General features: G+C 67.7%; 12 protein-coding genes. All 12 read right to left on the reverse strand.

Going from position 1 to position 17,117, the window contains the following annotated elements:
* Window positions 1-1,080 carry a polysaccharide biosynthesis/export family protein gene (locus JI752_RS18085; RefSeq protein ID WP_254201187.1) on the reverse strand — a complete coding sequence of 360 codons (1,080 nt, stop codon included), beginning with the start codon at window positions 1,078-1,080 and terminating at the stop codon, window positions 1-3.
* Between the two features lie 245 nt (window positions 1,081-1,325).
* Entirely contained in the window at window positions 1,326-2,084 is a 759-nt protein-coding gene (locus tag JI752_RS18090) for a YdcF family protein (RefSeq protein WP_216966789.1), read from the reverse strand.
* A 15-nt stretch (window positions 2,085-2,099) separates the two neighbouring features.
* Window positions 2,100-3,155, reverse strand: a complete 1,056-nt coding sequence (locus tag JI752_RS18095) for an EpsG family protein (protein WP_216966791.1) — start codon at window positions 3,153-3,155, stop codon at window positions 2,100-2,102.
* Window positions 3,152-3,979: a glycosyltransferase family 2 protein gene (locus JI752_RS18100; protein WP_216966793.1), complete on the reverse strand. Its 828-nt coding sequence runs from the start codon at window positions 3,977-3,979 to the stop codon at window positions 3,152-3,154. The genes JI752_RS18095 and JI752_RS18100 overlap by 4 nt, the downstream gene beginning before the upstream one ends.
* Window positions 3,979-5,163 carry a polysaccharide pyruvyl transferase family protein gene (locus JI752_RS18105; RefSeq protein ID WP_216966795.1) on the reverse strand — a complete coding sequence of 395 codons (1,185 nt, stop codon included), beginning with the start codon at window positions 5,161-5,163 and terminating at the stop codon, window positions 3,979-3,981. Before JI752_RS18105 ends, JI752_RS18100 begins: the two co-directional genes overlap by 1 nt.
* Window positions 5,160-6,455, reverse strand: a complete 1,296-nt coding sequence (locus JI752_RS18110; protein WP_216966797.1) for a polysaccharide biosynthesis C-terminal domain-containing protein — start codon at window positions 6,453-6,455, stop codon at window positions 5,160-5,162. The genes JI752_RS18105 and JI752_RS18110 overlap by 4 nt, the downstream gene beginning before the upstream one ends.
* Window positions 6,456-6,465: 10 nt before the next feature.
* Window positions 6,466-7,638, reverse strand: a complete 1,173-nt coding sequence (locus tag JI752_RS18115) for a glycosyltransferase family 4 protein (protein WP_216966799.1) — start codon at window positions 7,636-7,638, stop codon at window positions 6,466-6,468.
* A gap of 303 nt (window positions 7,639-7,941) precedes the next feature.
* A complete protein-coding gene (locus JI752_RS18120) occupies window positions 7,942-9,144 on the reverse strand; it encodes a right-handed parallel beta-helix repeat-containing protein (RefSeq protein ID WP_216966801.1) in 1,203 nt (400 codons plus the stop codon).
* Between the two features lie 646 nt (window positions 9,145-9,790).
* Entirely contained in the window at window positions 9,791-10,879 is a 1,089-nt protein-coding gene (locus tag JI752_RS18125) for a right-handed parallel beta-helix repeat-containing protein (RefSeq protein WP_216966803.1), read from the reverse strand.
* Window positions 10,872-12,308 carry an asparagine synthase-related protein gene (locus JI752_RS18130; protein ID WP_216966805.1) on the reverse strand — a complete coding sequence of 479 codons (1,437 nt, stop codon included), beginning with the start codon at window positions 12,306-12,308 and terminating at the stop codon, window positions 10,872-10,874. Before JI752_RS18130 ends, JI752_RS18125 begins: the two co-directional genes overlap by 8 nt.
* A 3-nt stretch (window positions 12,309-12,311) precedes the next feature.
* Complete coding sequence (locus JI752_RS18135; RefSeq protein WP_216966807.1) at window positions 12,312-14,582, reverse strand: polysaccharide biosynthesis tyrosine autokinase; 2,271 nt, start codon at window positions 14,580-14,582, stop codon at window positions 12,312-12,314.
* Window positions 14,583-14,641: 59 nt separating this feature from the next.
* Window positions 14,642-17,059 (reverse strand): UDP-N-acetylglucosamine 2-epimerase, encoded by a 2,418-nt coding sequence (locus JI752_RS18140; RefSeq protein ID WP_216966809.1) that lies wholly within the window; start codon window positions 17,057-17,059, stop codon window positions 14,642-14,644.
* Window positions 17,060-17,117: the final 58 nt, after the last annotated feature.

The raw sequence follows: 17,117 nt of genomic DNA on the forward strand, positions 1-17,117 counted from the left end.
TCAACGCGTCATGTCGTACTGCGCGGCCGCGGCGTTGCTCACGATGGCCGACAGCGGCAGCAGCTGCGACAGGAAGCGGTTCCAGCGCGTGACACCGGCCGGGCCGACCCAGACGACATCGCCAGGCTTGAGCTGGAACTTGTCGCCCAGCGCGAAAGCTGCCGGCGACTTGGCATCGAGCTGATACACCGTGGCCGGTATCTGCTGCATTTCTTCGATGCCGCGGATCACGTACACCGCCTCGCCCTTGGAGGTCACCGGATTGAGTCCGCCCGAACGACCCAGCGCCTGCGTCAGCGTCATGTAAGTGGTCTTGAAGGTGAGCGCCTGCGGACGCAGCACTTCGCCGACCACATAGACTTCCTTGCGATCGTTGAAGGGCAGGAACAGGCGATCGCCGGGCTTGAGGAAGATGTCGGCGGCGACCTTGCCATCGCGGTTGAGCGCGTCGAGGTCGAGCGGGTAGTTGCGTCCATCACGCGTGAGCACGAAACCGGCCAGATCCGCCTGCTCCACATCGATGCGGCCACGGCCGATCGCCTGCGACAGCGTGAGCGGAACGGTGGTCACTTCCTGCGGCGTGGTGTCTTCGAACGCGCCCTGCAGCGCGACGCGACTTCCGAAGCCCACCACGTTGACGTCGAGCTGCGGATTCTGGATGTACTTCGCCAAGCGCGTGCTCAGCGTGCTGCGCAGGTCCTCGATGCTCATGCCGGTGACGTTGATCTTGCCGGCATACGGGAAATAGAACGTGCCATCGGGCTGCACCAGGCGGCCGTTGGTCACCGCCTGCTGCTGGTTGCCCGCCGGCGTGGTGAGTTCAGGGTGATCCCATACCGTGACGATCAGCGTGTCGCCGGGCTGGATGCGGTAACCCTCGCCCTTGTAGTTCGTCAGCTCCTGCGGAAGCACCGCGGCCACGGGCCGCTGCGCCACGGTTTCCTGCGTGATCGTCACCATGCGGACGTCACTGCCGCCTTCTCCACCGCCGCCACTTCGCGTCATCTGCTGGCCGGGAACGCAGGCCGTCGTGGCGAGCGTGGCCGCGGCGACCGTACAGACAAGAATGAACGTCTTCAATGCATGATCCTCGTGGTCGTTGGCGGGGCATCGGCCGATGCCCGACGTCACGCGTCCCTGGTCGACGTGCCGGATTGACGATGCGCGCAGCGAGCTTCGTGCAGCGCTGCGATGTTCCTGCATGTGGGTCTTCGTATTCGATTTGCAGCGTAAAACGCGAATCGCGCATGCGGCGTGAGGAACGCGCCGTGCGGTCGGGCAGGATTCAGTGATGCGAACGCGAACGTGAAGAATGCAGGCGACATTCAGCTGTGTAGACGCGCCATGACGATGGCCGCGCACTCTTTGATTGCGCGTCCGCTGCGCCACAACGCGCGTCGCGACGGGACCCAGCGCTGCGTCCACGTATCGCGTTTGGCGCGTTCGGGTACGGCGACCGGCACGATGTCCAGGCCGGCCTTGCGGAACTCGATCACCGCGCGCGGCATGTGCAGCGATGAGGTGACCAGCAGTACGCGATGGAAACCGTGCCGTTGCGCAAGCGCGGCCGTGTAGCGTGCGTTGTCGCGGGTGTTGCGGCTCTCGCGCTCCAGCATGAGCGCATCGGCGGGCACGCCCAGTCGCTGGATCGCACCGGCCATCAACCGCGCCTCGCTGTTGTTGCCGCCGTTGTCGCCGCCGCCCGACAGCACGATTACCGGTGCCTTGCGCGCCAGCCACGCGCGCGCACCGGCGGCCAGGCGGCTGTTCTCCAGTTCGTACGGCGTGACGTGCTCGCGTTCGAGCCAATAGAAGTGCATCGCACCGCCGAGCACCACGATGGCGTCGGCCGACGGAAGCGTCGCTTCTTCCACCGGCGGATAGTGCCGTTCGATGCGCTCGCGCACCCAGTCCGACACGGTCGGCACGGCGAGCAGGCCCGACCATGCGACGGCGAGCACCGCCGTGGCGATCCCCGATCGCGTGCGCCGCAACAGCAGCAACACGACCGCGATGCACAGCATCAGCAGGGTCAGCGCGGGCGGATAGGTGAGTGCGACGGCAAGCTTCAGTGGCGAGGTCATGCGTGGTGCGCGTCCTCAGATGACGATTTCATGGGTGACGTAGTAGTAGAACGCGGCGCAGGAGATCAGCAGCCCAAAGCGCACCAGAAGGGGGTGGCGCAGCAACGGAATCCGGCTGTGCACCAGCATCGCCGCCAGGATCAGCGACACCGACAGCCACGCCGGCAACAGGTAGCGGTTGGAGAAGAAGCCCCAGCCGATGCCGAAGAAGGGCAGCATCATCACCAGGTACACCGCCGTGCTGTCCTTGATGCGCTCGCGGTACTCGGCCCGCACCAGCGGCGAGAGCATGTGCGGAAGCAGGTACCAGAAGATGGAGAACACCGCGAAGTCGATGCGCACGCCCGAGCGGTAGTACGAGTTGGCGGTGTAGCTCATCACCACTTCGTAGAGCGTGGGCAGCAATGCCCGCACCAGCATGATGGACAAACCGCTCACGTACAGCGCGAAGGCGGTCACCGCGACCACCCGCTGCATTCGCGTGCCGAACAACAGCACGGGCGCGAACACCAGGTACAGCAGCGAGGACAAATGCAAACTGCTGGCGATGGCGCCGAACAGGACGAAGCTGCCCCATCGTCGTTGCTGGAACGACAGCAGCGAGGTGAACACCAGCAGCGCCGCCAGGCCCTGTCGCACCGCGTTGATGGACGCATTGACGAACATCGGCGAAACGTACAGCAGCATCACCGCCGCGCTGAGGAACGTCAGGTAGCCTCGCGTATCGCCCAGGTAATCGAAGTAGCGTCGCGTGGACACCACGATAGTTCCCAGCAGCAGCAGGAACAGCGCGGTCTGGTAGCCCGCCACGCCCACGCCCATCTTCCACAGTACGTAGGTCAGGTAGACGAATCCGGGCTCCAGCCGGGTTTCCACGCCCTGTTCGTTCTGGTTCTCGAAGAAGCCGGCGTAGGTGTTCGTGTCGGTGCCGATGTCAGGCGAGCGCATGCCCACCAGCCAGATGCCGAACACCGCCACCGCCAGCAGCAGGAGCAGGCTGAGCGTGGTGGCCGCCGACACGTCGCTGGCGCGACGCGGTGGCAGGGCGTAGGCGTCGCTGCGCACGTTCACGGCAATCCTCCCGGCTGCGCACGGCGCAGCCCGAGCAGCAGGCGCTGGCGTGCCTTGCGCAACATGCCGATGCTGCGTGCGAACAGGTGCTCCGGCAGGCTCACCAGGCCCTGCCGCAGCAGTTCACGTCGCACCTCGCGACCCGCGCGATGCATCGCCACCAGGTCCTGGCTGAGTCCGCCCGCGCCGTAGTTCGCCTTGTGCCAGTACGCGAGGACCTCGTCGACCTTGGCGCAACGGTGGCGGGAGAACGCGATCTGCCCCCACAGCAGGAAATCCTCGACGCGCCGGTAATCTTCGTTGAAGCGGAACGGCAGGTCGCGTCGCAGCACCACCGAGGCGGTGGGGAAAGGATTGTTGAGCAGCAGCCTGCGGCGGGGCACGATCTTCGTGCGTGCCCGCGTGGGTGCTTCGGGCCGGTCGCCGCGTTCGCGTACCTGCATGCGGTGTGCGATCAGCGCGATCTGCGGATCTTCGCGCAGGGCCTGCATCTGGATCGCGAGCTTGGTAGGCGCCCAGGTGTCATCCGAATCCAGGAACGCGATGTACGGCTGCGTCGCACGCGCCCATCCGGCGTTGCGCGCGGCGGACGGGCCGCCGTTGCGCGCCAGTGCGATCACCTCGATCCAGCCCGGCGGGTATTGCGCGGCGAGTGTGTGCAGCGCCCGCACGGTACCGTCGCCGCTGGCATCGTCCACCAGCACGACCTGCCGCGGCGGCAACGTTTGCGATGCGATCGAGGCGACGGCGTCGGCAATCGTCTCGCCGCAGCGATAGCACGGCACGACGACGCTGACCGGTGCGGTGGCATCGGTGTCGATCATCAGGCGGCCGTGCTCGAGGCGTGGGTGTGGGCGGGAGAAGTCGACCATGGAGCGCATTGGAATATGTCCTGCGCCTGCTGCGCGTATAGAGAGGGTGAAAGGCGCGCGCGCGCGCCCTCGTCGTTCAGCAGCGCGTCCAGAACCTGCATGAACGCGGGCGTCTCGTGCGCGCCCGACGTGATGCGCAGGTGGAGGGGCAGGCCGATGTCATCGGCGAAATCCCGGCACTTGGGGTGGTAATCGACGATCGCGAACGGCACCGCGCACAGGTACGCCACGATGGCGCCGTGCAGGCGCGCGCTGACGAACGCGTCGCAGCGCTGGATGGCATCGACCGTCGCCAGCGGCTCGGAGCCCGCGTAGGCATGCAGGCCGGCGGCGACACCGCGTTCTCGAAGCCGTGCCTGCAATTGCGCCGCCATCGCCTCGTCGCCATGGACCGGGTGCGCGTTGAGGCTGAACACCTCCACCTGCAGCGGCGTGCGCGCAGCCGTTCGGGTGATCGCGTGGACGATGCCGTCGTGCCATTGCACAGGCGTAGGCGCGGGGTGGTCGTCGCGAACGGTGTAGCGGCATGGCGCGATGCCGATGCGCGGCACGCTGCGGTCGTCGGATGCCGCCGTGCGCGACGACAGCGGCAGCACCGTGCGCAACAAGCCGGCCAGATCGCGTCCGTGGTGGGTGATGTGGTCCAGGCCCATGCGCCGACACAGTTCGTAGGAGCGCCGATCGCGCACGGACAAGTACGAAAACTCGCGCACGAATGCCGCGGCCGCCTCCTGCGAGGCCGCATCCGGAAACGGCCCCACCGACACGCCCACCGCCGCCAACTGCACGCGCCCGCGGCGCCGGGCCGACAGCATCATCGGCTTGCGGAACGACTCGCGCGCGGTGATGACCGAGCCACCGCCCATCACCAGTACGTCGCTGGCGCGCAGGCCGCGCACGAAACCGACCACGCGAGCGGCCTTGCCGAGCGCGCCGGCGGATCCATAAAGCGTGGAAGGAAACGTCGATGGCCACGTCGCGCGCGCCTGCGCACCTTCCAGCGTAGGCCCCACCAGCAGCGGATCGGCATTCCAGTAGCGACGCGCGGCGGCCGCGCACAGCACGCCGAACAGGTCGTCGCCGAAGTTGCGCATGCCGTAGTAGCCGGTGAATCCCACGCAGGGACGTTGCGTCATGGCGTAGCCTCCGGGCGGGACAACCGATGCGTGCCGAGCCACATCGCCACCAGCAACACCGCCTCGGCCACCACCGTGGCCCAGGCCGCGCCGGTCGCGCCCCAGCGCGGGATGACCGCCCAGTTGAGCAGCACGGCCACCAATGTGGCCACCGACATGGCGATCACGCGATAACGCATGTGGTGCTCGGTGAGCAGCGCCGACCCGACGGCCGTGGACAGGAACCGGATCGGCACGCACAGCGCCAGAATCGCCAGGATCTCCGTCACGTCGGCGAACGCCGGCCCGAACGCGAGCGGCACCAGCCACGGCGACAGCAGCGCGAGCAGTGCGCCGACCAGCACGCCCATCGCGAGCATCGCCACGTTGCCGGCGCGGTACACGCGCCAGAACTTCGTTCTGTCGTGCACGGCCCAGCGGTGCAGGCGCGAGAGCAGGAACTTCTGGTAGACCGTGGCGGGAAACAGGTAGATCGCCGCCATCACCGCCAGCGCGACACCGTAGTGCCCGGCCTGTTCATTGCTGCCCAGGTACTTCAACAGCACCGTGCTGACCTGGAAGAACACCGGATAGAGCACCGCGGCCACGCCGTAGGCCCATGCGCTGGACCACAGCTGCATCGCGCCTGGCACGGCTTCGCTGGATGCGAGCGCAGGACGCGGCCCGTGGCCCTTCAGGTCCATGCGTCCGCGCTGCATGGCCACCAGTTGCGGCAGGGCGAGTGCGGCGATCAGCAACGCGACCAAGCCGTAGCCCAGCGCTGCTCCCTGCGCGCTCGCGAAGGGCAGTGCGAGCAGCGTGGCCGCCACCGCCAACCGGCCGGCGGGCATGAGCAACTGCCATCCGGCCAGCGCACCGTGCCGCTCTTCCAATCGAAGTTTGCTGCCGACGATGTCCACCGCGAACACGCCCGCGATCACCGGAACGAGCAGCAACAGCGTCAACCGCGTCGCATCGTCCACCGCCTCGCCGAAGAGCGCCCAGCCGATCACCACCGCGCACGCCAGCACGCCGGTGAATGCGCAGAATCGCAACGACGAACGCAACCAGCGATCCGCGGCCCAGCCTTCCGCGCCGTAGGCTTTCAGGCGGAACTGCGACAGGCCGAAGCCCGCCATCGGCGCGAGCACCGTCACCGTCGCCAGCGACGAAGCGAACAGCCCGTAGTCCGCAGGCCCCAGCCGCCGCGCCAGGAGCATCTGCGCGAGGAAGACCATGCCCGCGCCGGCGGCCGTCGCCAGCCAGAGCAGGCCGATCGCCGTCGCTGCGGGTCGCCAGGCGCTCGCGCTCATGCGCAGGGACTCATGCACGGGCGCGTGCGGCAATGGCCGAACGCACGGGCAACGGATCGGCCAACAGTTCCGCGTACACCTCCACGGTCCGGTCGATGACGAGCCGCTCGTCGAAATGGTGTTCGGCGCGTTCGCGCGCCTTCAAGCCCAGGCGTTTCACCAGCTCGCGGTCCTCGTCCAGTTGCATGAGCAGCGCCGCCAGCGAAGGCGCGTCGCGCGGCGGCACCTGCAAACCGTCGACGCCGTGTTCGGTGACCACTTCGCGGCAGCCGGGCAGGTTGGTCGTGATCAGGCACAGGCCGCTGGCCGCGCCTTCGATCAGGCAGCGCGGGACACCCTCGCGGTAGTAGCTCGGCAGCGCCATGACATGGACGCTGCGCATCAGCGCGGGCATGTCGTCGACGTGACCGAGCCACTCGATCGTGCCGTCGCGATGCCACTGCTCGACTTCACGCAGGTCGAACGACGACGGGTTGCCCGCATCCGGCGTCCCGGCCAGCAGGAACTGCACCTCGCGTCCGCGTTGGCGCAGCATGCGCGCGGCCTCGACGAACTCGCCCACGCCCTTCTCGCGCAGCAGGCGCGCGGCCAGCAGCACGCGCAGCGGGCCGCTGCCGTCGTGCGCGACGGGACGGAATCGCTCCACGTTGACGCCGGAGCTGCGGATGATGCGGATGCGATCGGGCGCAACCAGACGGGATTGCGTGAGTGCGGCCGCGTCGTCGGGGTTCTGCAGGATCACGCGCGAATGCCCGTGGCCGAGCGTGGAGCGCATCAGCGTGCTGACCACCGGCCGCAGCATGCGCGCCTTCAGGCCGTTGCTGGCGTACACGTAGCCCATGCCGGCCACGGCGTTGACCACGGCGGGCACGCCCGCGAAGCGCGCGGCGAGCGCCCCGTACACCGCGCATTTCACGGTGAAGTTGTGGATCAGCTGCGGACGCTCGCGGCGCAGCAGCCGAGTGAGGTGGTGGATCGTCACCGCCTCGCGCACCGGATTGAGGCTGGCGCGATCCATCGGCAGCACTTCCCAGCGAATGCCGTGTTCGGCGAAGCGCGCGCCGAATTCACCCGGCGGCGACACCATCACCACCTCGGCGCCGTGCGCCTGCAGGTGCCGGGCAGTGGAAAGTCTGAAGTTGTAGAGATACCAGTCGGTGTTCGCGAAGAAGACGATACGCATCGGCGTGAGGGGCCGTGCATCGCCGGATGCCTGGGCGATGCGAGCGGCGGTGCGTCCGGATCGGAAGGTGATCCGATGGTAGCGAACGCGTTTTCGCCGACGTCGACGGCGCTGTCACCTTTCCATCGCCAGATGAACGCATGCGCTTGCATGTATCCAAAGCGAAACACTTGTGCGCGACGTCACGGACGCGTGTGCGGCTTATCGCGCCCGGATCGCGCGCGCAGCGGATAAAAAGACGGCCGGCGAATGCCGGCCGTTTGCCCATGACGAGTGTCGAAGCGTGTGCCGCGACGCACCCGTTTACTTCGCGTACTGGTTCGTGGTGACGCGGATGTCGGTGCTGTCGCTGGTCTTCTGGATGTGCGCGCCGTTGCCGCTGTTGCCGCCGACCAGTCCGGTCATCGACACATAGGGCGTGGCCGCGGTGTTCACGCCGTGCATGCGCGTGTGGTTGTTCTTGAACACGTTGCCGCTGGCCTGGTAGCCCACGGTGGCGGCGCTGAACATCACGCCGTACAGGTAGTTGTGTTGGAAGCGGTTCTGCGAGATGTAGCCGCCGTTGGGCGTCACGCACAGCAGGCCGTAGCCGCCGTTGTGCTCGATCGTGCAGTTCTTCACCGTCACGCCTTTCACACGCTTGTACGACAGGATGCCGTTGCCCTTGTTGTAGCGGATCAGGCAGTTCTGGATGTGCACGGTTTCGGTGGTGCGCGCATCGCCGGAGTCCGGCTCGATGTCGATGCCGCACTGCGGCGCGATGCCGTTGGAGTAGCTGAACTCGCTGTCGTAGACCTTCACGTTGGTCGAGCAGCCGATGGTCAGGCCCTGGCGGCGGTTGTTGGTGCACACCACGTTGGCGATGACGACGTCGTTGCATGGCACGGTCGGCGCGCCGGTGACCATGGCGCCGCCGATGGAGATGCCGTCGCCCCAGCACTTGGACAGGTGCATGTCGCGGATGGTCACGCGGTTGGCGCCGCGCACCATGATGCCGTGCCCCCACTCGCCGGTGGTGCCCAGGTGGTTGTCGCGGTCGCCGATGATCTGGCCGCCGGAGATCTCCACGTCGCTGACCTTGTAGACCATCAGCACGTAGGCGCGCTCGGCGCTGTTGCGCTTGGCGAGCAGGCGCGCGCCGTCTTCCAGCTTCAGGTGCATCTTGCTGCGCAGGCGCACGTTGACGGTGGGGTCGAGCACGTAGTCGCCGGCCGGCACGACCACGGTGCCGCCGGCAGTGGGCAGCGCGTCGATCGCGGACTGGAACGCGGCGGTGTCGTCGTAGCTGCCGTTGCCGCGCGCGCCGTAGTTGCGCACGTTCACCGAGGTGGAGCCGCGGGTGCGCGCAGGCGGGTCGTAGGTGGCGGCGGTGGTCGCGCCGACGGCGGCGAACACCTTGCCGATGCCGGCGAAACCCAGCACGGGCGGAATGGCGAGCAACAGGCTCTTGCGGATGAAGTCGCGACGTTCGGCGGTCGCAGGCGCCATGGCACGCAGGTCGGTCATGTGGCTGTCCGGGAAAGTGGGCGCCCCGGGGGTCGTTCCTTCGGTGGGGCTCGTGACGCGGTCCCCCCGGCCCGCGTCGTCACGCCACGATCATGTTCGTGACTGCCGTGCACCATATCGGAACGATCGTGAACTGCGACCCGGAATTTCACTATTTGTGGACACGCGCAAAGAAACGCGCGCAGCTTGTTCAGGCTGGTGCGCGTTCAAGTTCATGACTGTGAATTTGGCGGGGCGCGTGAGAGGCGATCGCGCAAACTGAATGCGTTTTTGTTGCGAGGGGATGCAGCGTCAACGACGCACTGAGGCCGCTTCGTTGTTCGAGCGGAGTTCGCATCAAGCCGCTATCCGCTCTTCAAGCCGTCCACCGTTCTTCAAGCCGTTATTCCCGCGAAGGCGGGAATCCAGCCTCCCGGCCCTTCACGCTCTGCGGAAGGCAGGATGGGAGCGGAGAGTTGGAGCCCCGCCTTCGCGGGGATGACGCGAGGCGCTCGGATCGCCTGAGGGCCTGGGTCCCGGCCTTCGCCGGGATGACGGTTTCATCGGGACGACAGTGGATCTGGAAGGCGACAAGCCGTGAAGACGGTCGATCGTGAAGACGGGGGGTCGAGACAACGTTGCCTGCACGGTCAATCCAGCCACCGCCTCAATCCAGAAAGCGATTGTCCGCATTTACCTTGATCGCTACCGCGCTCTCCGCGATCGACACATGCCGCTTGCCCGGGCGCGCCCTTCCGTCCTTCGTGCGCCCTGGCGAGGGCCCGTTGTCGGCGAATTCGTTGCGCGCCAATGTCACTTCGCGCGAGCCCGGCCGCACGCCGACGCCGCCCAGGCCGTTGCGGCGGATGCGGTTGCCTTCGATCACGCATGCGCTGGCGCCCAGCGCGAGCACGCCATGCCCGCGGTTCTGCTCGATCAGGCAATCGCGAACCGTGGCATCCGCGACGCGCTTGTACAGCTGGATGCCCGCGCCGCGATTTCCGCGAACGGTGCAGCGCTCGATCAGGATGTCTTCGGCGACGTCGCCCGCATCGGGCTCCACGTCGATGCCGCAGGCGGGCAGGGTGCCCGCGGTGTCGAGGAACGAGGAGTCGTACACGCGCACGCGGCGCGAACGTCCGATCGTCAGGCCCTGGCGCCGGTTGCCGACGCATTGCACGCGCTCGATCACGACATCGCGGCTCGGCACGATCGCGCCACCGGCGACCTTGGCGCCGCCGATCGAGATGCCATCGCCCCAGCAATGCGAGACATGCAGGTCGCGCACCGTGATGCGTTCGGCGCCGCGGATCATCACGCCGTGGCCCCATTCGCCCGTCGTGCCCTTGTGCGCGTCGCGCTCGCCGATGACGCGGCCGCCGGAGATCTCCACGTCATGCACGCGATGTGCGTTGAGCACATACGCGCGTTCGGCCGCGTTGGGCTTGGCGAGCAGGCGCGCGCCCGGTGCCATCGACAACAGCATGCGGCTGCGCAGCTGCACGCCGACGATCGGGTCGATCAGGTAGTCGCCCGCGGGAACGTTGACGGTGCCGCCGTCTGTCGGCAAGGCGTCGATGGCGGCCTGGAAGGCCAGGGTGTCGTCATGCGTTCCATCGCCCCGCGCCCCGTGGCGGCGCACGTCCTGTGCGCCGCCGCCGCGCTCGCGCCCGGCCGTCCAGGCCGGCGCGAAAGAGCATGACGAGATCGCCAGCACCACGGCCTGCGTGAAGCGGCGGCGAGTGCGGTCAGGCATGTGCGACCCAGGGTTCCGGGTCCTCCACCGCCGCGCGCGGCTGCCGCGCCGCTTCCAGCCAGGGCAGCACGATTGCCAGCAGGTAGAACTTGGACGCATGGAACTTGTTGTCGAGGCGATGGCGGTTGCGGTCGAGCCATGCCGTCGCGCCGGGCAGATCCGGCGAGCGTTCGGCGAAGGCGCGCACGCAGTCGAAGCGCTCGCGCGCCAAGCCGCGCAGGTCGAAGCGGAAGCTGCCCTTGCCGCGCACATAGGGCAACTCGTCGAAGCGCGTGGCGATGTGTTCGCGGATCAGCAGCTTGTTGAGCTTGGTCACCGGATCAACCTTCTGGTAGCGCGGCACCTCGCGGTGGATCCACTCGCGCAGGGTCAGATCGCAGAAGGGGTACGCCGCCTGCAGGCCCAGCGCCGCAGAGGCATAGAGCCCCTTCGCGAAGGCGCCCGCCGAACCGGCGATCGAAGTGGACATGTCGCGCCATTCCCACAAACTCGTCGCCGAGCCGATCTCGTCCATGAACAGTCCGAGCCGGCTGCGCGAACGCTGCGAGATGCGTTCGCCGAACAACTCGTCGACTTCGTCATCGCTGAAGCGCGAGCCCGGGAAGACGCGCTCGATCGGGTTCATGCGCAGCGTGCTGAGCAGGTAGCAGGCCTCGAAGCTGTGCCCCACCACCGGCATCTCGGACAACCGTCCCGGCACGGGCACGTTGCACGCCAGCCGTTTGAGCCATTGCTGACGCCGGCTCATCGGCGTGCCGAAGTAGCTGTCCGCGCCGAGTCCGTCGATCACGCCGTCGCCCTCGCGACCCACGATCTGCGTGCCCAGGTCGATGTAGGACAACAGCGCGAAATCGGCCGTGAGCAGCGGCATGCGATCGACCACGGCGAGGTAGCGGTCGTAAGCCCGGCCGGGATCGCACACCAGCGACTCGTGGCGCAGGCCGAGGGTGCGCGCCACGTGCGTGGCCGAGTCGACTTCGTCTTCCTCCTGGCCGCCGAGATACGTGATGCAGGTGGTGTCCGGACGAGCATCGGCCATGGCGATGGCGAGCGTGGTGGAATCCTTGCCGCCGCTTTGCAACAACCAGGGCGCGCGAATCGTCGCGCAGCTGCGCTGCACCGCCTCGCACAGCAGGCGGTGGTAGACGCTCACCCAGTCCTGGTGGGTGGCCGGGAACTCGGGCACTTCGCCGGCGTTGCGGAACTTGAACTTGAAGTGCGGCTGCGTATGCATGTCGTCGTGCGGGCAGAAGCCGAACGTCACCAGCCGCACGCCCTCGTAGATGGAGTAGGGCGGATAGACGAACGCATTGCGCAGCAGGTCGGCGATGGACACCGGGTCCACCGTCGGACGCGGCACGTCCTTGCGCATCAGTCGCGAGAAGTCCGGCGTGCCGTAATACGGTGACATCGTGATCTGGGTTCGCATGCGTTACCTCGCCGGCGCCGGGTCGCGCATGGGCTGGTAGTCGTAGTAGGTGTACGCGTACTGGCCCGAACCGCGCTTCTGCACCGCGTTGAAGATCGCGCCGCGCACTTCCACGCCGTTCTGTTCCAGGCGCTGCTTGGCCAGCGCGATCTCGCGCTGCTGGTTCAAGCCCCAGCGCACCACCATCAGGCAGGTGCCCACGTGATGACCGATCACCGCCGCATCCGTCACGGCCAGCACCGGCGGTGTATCGATCACCACGATGTCGTACTGTCCGGAGAGCTTGTCCAGCAGCGCCGTGAAGCGCGGATGCATGAGCAGCTCCGACGGATTGGGCGGAATCGAACCGCGCGAGATGAACGACAGGTTGTCCGTGCCGCCCACCTTGCGCACCGCCTGCACGTCGTCGATCTGCCCGGAGATCAGCTCCGACAGACCGCCGTCGGCGCGCGTGCCCAGCGCCAGGTGCAGCGTGCCGCGGCGCATGTCGGCATCGATCAGCAACACGCGCTGGCCGGCCTGCGCCATGGTCACGGCGAGGTTGGCGCAGACGAAGGTCTTGCCCACGCCCGGGCTGGGCGCGGCGATCATCAGCTGGTTGTTCTTCATCTCCAGGCGGGCGAAATGCAGGCTGGTGCGCAGCGTGCGCAGCGCTTCCATCGCCAGGTCCGACGGTGAGCGGAACGCGAGCAGCCGCTGCTTGCCGTCGCGGCGCTTCGCGCCCGGCGCCGTGGCGATCTGCTGGCCCTTGGCGCTGAAGGGAATCGACGCGTACACCGGAAGGCCCAGCAGCTCGATGTCCACCGGGTCCTCCACGCCGCGACGGAACATCTGCCGCGTCAGCACGAAGGCGATCATGAACATCGCGCCCAGCAGCGTGCCCGCGCCGATGACGATCAACGGCTTCGGCCACGACGGGCTGTCCATGTTCACGTCGGCCGGATCGATCACGCGCGCGTTGCCGACCGCGCTGGCGGCGGCGATGTTGAGCTGCTGCGCCTGGTCGAGCAGGTTGGCGTAGGTCTGGTTGATCACCTCCACGTCGCGGTTGAGTCGGAACAGGCCCTGCTGCGTATCGGGCAGGTTGCCGATCTGGCCCATGATCTGGTTCTTCTTCGACTCGAACTGGCCGATCTGGCGCATCAGCGACTGGTAGACCGGATGCTCGGGCGTGTAGCGGCTGGCGATGTCGGCGCGCTGCACCTGCAACTGCTGGATGCTCTGGTCCAGCGCCACGCTCTGGTCGAGCAGCGCCTTGTTCTGCATGCCCACGTCCATCGTGCGTGTGCGCGACTGGAAGTCGTTGAGGCGCGCTTGCGCGTCGGCGAGCTCGCGGCGCACCTTGGGCAGTTGTTCGGTGACGAACTGCAGGCGCTTGGCGGCCTCGGCGGAATTGCGCGCCACGTTCTGGCGCACGTAGGCCTGCGTGATCTGATCCAGCACCTGCTTGGCGCGCAGCGGGTCGGGGTGCGCATAGGTCAGCGCGATGATGCCGGAGTTGCGGCCCTGCTCGGTCACGGTGATGTCGTTTTTCAGCGCCGCCATCACCGCCATCGAGTTCAGGCGCTTGAGTTCGAAGCGCGTGCCCGGGTTGGCCGCCATGCGCTGGACTTCCAGCGCCACGCCACGGCCGTTGCTGGCGGCCTGGCCGACGCGGCCTTCCAGCAGCAGCTTGCCTTCCGGATCGAGCAGGCGATAACGGGCGCGATCGCCCGCGACGAACTGCAACGGGATGCCGACCAACTGCTCGGGCAGCTCGAAGCGGCCGATGTCCAGCTGCTCGCCGCCCCACGCATAGCCTTCGAGGCCGAACCACGCGCCGGCCACCTCGCCGGGATTGAAGCGCTGCTGCATGCGCGCGACGGTGTCGCCGATCAGCGGCATGCGCACGGGTTGCACCACCGTGTCGAGGTCCAGGCGTTCGATCGCCTCGCCGAGCACGCGGCGCGAAGTAAGCAGCTGCGTTTCCGTCGCCGCCGGCGCGTCCACGATCGGCGGCGTCGGTGCGGTGTTGGGGCTGTTGAGACCGGGCACCGTCGGCGGGCGCGATTCCACCTGCACGACCGCGTTGGCTTCGTACTTGGGGGTGGCCAGCAGCACGTACGCCACGGCAATCACGAAGAACGCCAGCGTGCCGAACAGGATCGGCCACTTGTTGTCGTTGAGCGTGGAGACGAGGGTGGGGATGTCGATGTCGTCGTCACGCGTCGCGTTCGCGGCGTTGGGCGGCACGGCATAGGGGGCATCGGCCCGGGAGATCACATGAGTGGCCATGTTTCGTCACCTGGTAAAGAACTGGGAAAAGCGGAAAGCATCCGACGGCGCACGCGTGGTCATGGCGTGCTCCATGCGCGGCGGATCGGCGTCTGGTTTGGCGAACCGGCGTCCCGAGCGGCGGTCGGAACCGCGTGGGCCGCAGGACGCAGGCCCGCCAAGGCATCGGCGACGCGCGCATCCGCGTCGCCTTGTAGGACAGCGCCGTCGTCGTCCGACCCGTCCAGGGCGGCGCGCGGCGGCGGAACATGGGCTTCGTCCAGCAAACGCAGGACGTGATCGGTGATCGCCTCGGCGTCAGGCGACATCAGATGCACGCGGCCGTGCGCTTCGACCGCAGGCGGCTCCAGCGCGAGGAGCGGAACGTCCAGCGCCAGCGCCTCGGCGTGCAGCGACGGGCCGACGAAAGCCAGACGCGCGCGGCCGAGCAGGAACAGAGAGGTGAGGTAGTCGGTCGTGTCGATGCGATGCAGGTTCGGCGGCGTGTCCGCGAAGAACAGCGGGCCGACCGCGCACACCACGTCGATGTCCGGACGCTCGCGCGCGAGGCGATGGAGCGCATCGCACATCAGCAGTGTGTGCGCCTCGCCGACCTCGTCGCCGAGCAGCAGCACCAGCGGACGGCCCTCGCGCAACCCGTCGAAGCGTTCGCTCAGTTCGCGTCCGAGGCCGATGTCCGGCTGCAGGCGCTCCAGTGCGGAGCGCAGTGCATCGGGCGCGGCATCGCCGGTGACCAGCACCCGGTGCGCAGGCACGCCCTCGGCGACCAGCCGGCGTCCGGCCGATTGCCCCGAAGCGACGTGCAATGCAGCCAGCGCACGCGCGATGCGCCGGCCCGGATCGTCCGCCGAGCGCGGCGCGGCGCTGTGGGCGAGGCCGCCGTCGATGCACACCACCGGCACTTGGTGGTAGTGCGCGGCAAGCGTCGCCGCCAGCGTCGCGGGCGCATCGCCCGTCACCACCACCAGATCGGGTCGCACCTGCGTCATCACGCGCTTGATCCCGCCCAGCGCGCTGGAGGTGATGTCCGCCGGATCGCCGCTCGCAGGCGGCACGCCGAACTGCGCATCGGCCGCGAGATCGAACAGTTCCAGCACCTGCGAGGATTCCCGGCCCGACTCCGTCGCCACGCACACGGTGGTTTCGAAACGCTCGTCGAGCGCAAGCTGTCGCGCGATCGGCGCCATGCGCACGGCATCGGGCGAATCGCTCAGCACGCACAGTGCACGCATCGGCGGCAGCGGTACTGCGTGCAGTTCGGACGAGGGCTCGGCGCGGTGGAGCATGTCCGGAAGGGAGATTCCCGCCCGTGCCGGCGGAACGTCGGGGCGTGCCTCCTCGTGGTCGTCGAAGCGCGCCAGCGCGGCCAGGAACGAGATGCCGTGGTTGGTCGGCGCATGCAGCGGCGCGGCCGGCGCGGGTCGGGGTGCGCTGCGCGGCCAGCGTCCACGCAGCTGCGTCAGGACCTTGGGCACCCACCAGACATGCAGCGCCAGCACCAGCATGAACGCGGCGAAGCCGAGCGATTGCGGCAAGTTGCGCAGGCCGTAGCCCATCAGCACCAGAAGTCCCGCGATGGCGACCATGCTCAACAGCACCAGTCGCGGCGGCATGCCGGTGTCGCACAACAGATGGTGCAGATGCTGCCGGTCGGCGCGGAAGGGCGAGCCGCCCGCGCGCAGACGGCGGTACATCACCGCCAGCGTGTCCATCACCGGCAACGCCACGCACCACAGCACGTCCGGCGGATTGAGGCGTCCCACCTTCCCGTGGCTCATGTAGATCAGCGACCAGGCGAGGATGAAGCCGATCAACGTGCTGCCGGCATCGCCCATGAACACCTTGCGCCCGTCGGGCCAACCCATGTTGACGAAGAAGTAGGGAATCAGCGCCGCAAACAACACCTGCAACATCAGCAGCACGCCCGGCATGGACCACGGCGATTCGTCGAACAGCAGGATCGCGCCGATGCACACCATCGCCATCGACGCGGCCAGGCCGTCGATGCCGTCCATCATGTTGAAGGCGTTGATCAGACCGATGACGGCGATGATCGTGAACGGAATGCCGAACAGGCCGATTTCGATGTGGCGCGTGCCGACGATCTCGCCCAGGTCGTGCACGTAGAAGCCGGACATGAAGATGACCAGGCCGGCGGCGCCGGCTTCGACCAGAAGGCGCGTGGTCACGCTGAGGTTGCTGGCGTCGTCCAGCGCGCCGGCGGCGACGATCATCACGCCGCCGGCCAGCAGGCTGGTGACGAAGCCGTCGATGTAACCCAGGTAGCTCAGGCCCACCAGCGTGCCCAGGAAGAAGCACAGTCCGCCGATCAGCGGAATGCTTCCCCTGTGTTGCTTGCGCGAATCCGGCCGATCGACGAGCCCGATCTTCCGCGCCCACGGGCGCATGGCGAAGATCGCGAACAACGTCACGGCCAGCGCGATCGCGCTGGCGGCCACCAGCTTGGGGTCCCTCATGCACGCACCTCGGATCGGAACACGAATTCGTTAGGCAAGGCGTGTTGGAGTCCGTGTG

Origin of the sequence: Lysobacter sp. MMG2, from assembly GCF_016735495.2 — a bacterium.
Taxonomy (GTDB): Bacteria; Pseudomonadota; Gammaproteobacteria; order Xanthomonadales; family Xanthomonadaceae; genus Lysobacter_J.

What these genes read in the sequence shown, in the direction of transcription:
- JI752_RS18140 (WP_216966809.1), bottom strand. Translation starts at nt 17,059, where the DNA reads ATGAGGGACCCCAAGCTGGTGGCCGCCAGCGCGATCGCGCTGGCCGTG.
- JI752_RS18135 (WP_216966807.1), bottom strand. Translation starts at nt 14,582, where the DNA reads ATGGCCACTCATGTGATCTCCCGGGCCGATGCCCCCTATGCCGTGCCG.
- JI752_RS18130 (WP_216966805.1), bottom strand. Translation starts at nt 12,308, where the DNA reads ATGCGAACCCAGATCACGATGTCACCGTATTACGGCACGCCGGACTTC.
- JI752_RS18110 (WP_216966797.1), bottom strand. Translation starts at nt 6,455, where the DNA reads ATGAGCGCGAGCGCCTGGCGACCCGCAGCGACGGCGATCGGCCTGCTC.
- JI752_RS18115 (WP_216966799.1), bottom strand. Translation starts at nt 7,638, where the DNA reads ATGCGTATCGTCTTCTTCGCGAACACCGACTGGTATCTCTACAACTTC.
- JI752_RS18125 (WP_216966803.1), bottom strand. Translation starts at nt 10,879, where the DNA reads ATGCCTGACCGCACTCGCCGCCGCTTCACGCAGGCCGTGGTGCTGGCG.
- JI752_RS18090 (WP_216966789.1), bottom strand. Translation starts at nt 2,084, where the DNA reads ATGACCTCGCCACTGAAGCTTGCCGTCGCACTCACCTATCCGCCCGCG.
- JI752_RS18100 (WP_216966793.1), bottom strand. Translation starts at nt 3,979, where the DNA reads ATGATCGACACCGATGCCACCGCACCGGTCAGCGTCGTCGTGCCGTGC.
- JI752_RS18120 (WP_216966801.1), bottom strand. Translation starts at nt 9,144, where the DNA reads ATGACCGACCTGCGTGCCATGGCGCCTGCGACCGCCGAACGTCGCGAC.
- JI752_RS18105 (WP_216966795.1), bottom strand. Translation starts at nt 5,163, where the DNA reads ATGACGCAACGTCCCTGCGTGGGATTCACCGGCTACTACGGCATGCGC.